2 protein-coding genes are annotated in these 2248 nt (G+C 33.1%); both read left to right on the plus strand.

Annotated elements, in window-relative coordinates; all coding sequences use genetic code 11:
- Positions 1-246: 246 nt before the first annotated feature.
- Positions 247-1023: a hypothetical protein gene (locus tag GSQ70_RS01060; RefSeq protein WP_158780533.1), complete on the plus strand. Its 777-nt coding sequence runs from the start codon at positions 247-249 to the stop codon at positions 1021-1023.
- Between the two features lie 785 nt (positions 1024-1808).
- Positions 1809-2096, plus strand: a complete 288-nt coding sequence (locus GSQ70_RS01065; protein WP_158780534.1) for a hypothetical protein — start codon at positions 1809-1811, stop codon at positions 2094-2096.
- The last annotated feature ends 152 nt before the right edge of the window (positions 2097-2248 follow it).

A 2248-nucleotide genomic window follows, 5' to 3' on the forward strand; every position in this document is an offset into this window, starting at 1 on the left:
GAAGCTTTATGTGTTTTTTATTTTGCGTGTCAATTGATAATGTGCTTAAATCAAGATAAGTCAATCAAACTTAATTGCATGTCTCTGAATGCATATTCACATGTTTAAACAGTGAAATCATTAAGTTAGGTGAGTATAAAGTGTAGGTTTTATTGCAGATAGTGATTGATGTTTGTAACTAAGAAAACAACAATATGACATATCCTTTTGTTTATTCTGAAAATAGATTAAATAGAGGTCAAAGTTATGAAAAGTATATCACTGAAATCAGCATTAAGAACTAGAGTAAAATCAAATGACTCACTTATAAATGAATTTAAATTGATCTTTCATGAGGATTTGTCTAATCTTGAATTTTGTGATATTGCTAACGGTAATGCTGTCGAAAATATCGATGGCAGTAACGCATTCTGTTTAAAGAGTAGTGGTAAATTATATATACTTGTAGGGAATGCTTTAACATTGGTAGACTGCATACTCACTCTTAGGGTAACTATGTTGTTAACCGATAAGACGAGCCAATTAAATATCACTATTAATGACATGAATTTCATTGCATGTGGGGTATATGTTATTGGTGGGGAAGTTCAAGTAGGAGAGTGGTACAAAGTTGATTTTGGTTTCTTCCCCAATTCGCTAGATATTAGGGCCTCTGACGATGATCTATCAGATGACATTCCACTAGAAATATCAATAGTGGGGAGCAGTAACGATGAAGTCGTAGCATATATAAAAACTCTGAAAATAATAATAAATCCTGCAGCCGACATAGCCACTTTTATTGATGGCAACTGGGAAAAACCATATACAAAAAATGAATCTATTGATTTTGAAACCGATGCTATAATTTTAACAGCAAAACACTCTGCAGGTAATGACTGGCCAAGAGCAGGTTCTTCAATATATTGTGCAATAGCTATAATTACTCGCAAAGTTTCATTACCCGCTGGTCAACCTAAAATGCCAATGAATTCTAGAGATCCAGCGTATAGTTATCATTCATCAACTATGATATTTAAATGAGCGATTGGAGAAGATGACGGAGATGTAGCTCGATGGACATCTCATATAGATGATAGTGCAAAGCTTGGCTCATTAATTGTAGTTCGTGGTGTTGTACCTGAAATTTTTTAAGCTGTCAGCTTGATGCGATAAGTTCAAGTGAAAATGAATCACGATAAAAAAGTTAAGTGATGACTTAACGTGTTATTTAATATAAAAACAAATAGAATAGATTGACTCGCTATTGTGATTAATGTGACATGCAAATCCGGAAATAGTATAAAGTTACTGGGTATCTACTATAAGTAGATAATTATTTGTTCAGTAAAATGCTTAAGTAGAGAAAATTTACCCATGCGTGATATAATCTGCGAAAAAAAATAAGCAACTGGCAATAACTTCCCACTGAAGGAACAGTTGTTAGACTTCTGTACTTTCAGCATAATTAGTACAGATAATCATTGCAATGAAAATGTAAATCTGCACCTTTTTTTGATTCAGGTTCTGCACGACAGTTGATGTCAATGGCTGATCTGACAACCTAGGTAAGCTGCTGTAAGTAATTGTGAGTAATCACATTTAGTGTCTAAAATTTATAGCTCAGGAAGTGTTGTTTATGTGTTGCCTATGTCGTTTACGTGTTGTTTATTTAGGTGTGTGTTTTTTTAAATGAGAGGTAACTGGCGCGGTTTTTTTCTTTTACATGGGTTGTCAATGGAATAAATAAAAAGTATGGTTCTCTAGCAAAAATGAGTTATACAAATTATCTGTATTCGCCAAACTTATTCTTCGTGTGGATTAAGCTGATGAAGGTTAATGACGTTTACAATTACGAGTATCTAGAAACCATACCTAAAGAATTAGTGATAACAAATGACGAGATTTGTGCTAGGCTTCATGATTATGTCGATATGCCTGAAATTTCTGATGTGTTGCTATTTCTTACAATAGTCCCACGCGGAAGTTTAGATGGAAGCTCTTATCTGTATATAAGGAGTAAAATTGAAGCGTGTCTTAATAGACTTGGAAGCGAGGATGAAAAATTATTTACATTAAGAGAGCTTTCGGCAGAGCTGGATTGTTTTATTTTTTGATAGATCATAATTACATGTAAAAATCTTATGGCATTTTTGGATTTTAAGATAAGGTTTCAAGTGTAAAAAAAAACTCGAAAAAGTCGGAGAAATTCCGCATGTGATTTTTTTATTAATTACTAAGTATTTTAGTGCTTAGTGCTTAGTGCTTA

The sequence above is a fragment of the Pantoea sp. BAV 3049 genome, from assembly GCF_009765445.1.
Classification (GTDB): Bacteria; Pseudomonadota; Gammaproteobacteria; order Enterobacterales; family Enterobacteriaceae; genus Erwinia.

Excerpts from the sequence above, each read along its gene's own strand:
- GSQ70_RS01060 (WP_158780533.1), top strand. The coding sequence starts at position 247 with ATGAAAAGTATATCACTGAAATCAGCATTAAGAACTAGAGTAAAATCA.
- GSQ70_RS01065 (WP_158780534.1), top strand. The coding sequence starts at position 1,809 with ATGAAGGTTAATGACGTTTACAATTACGAGTATCTAGAAACCATACCT.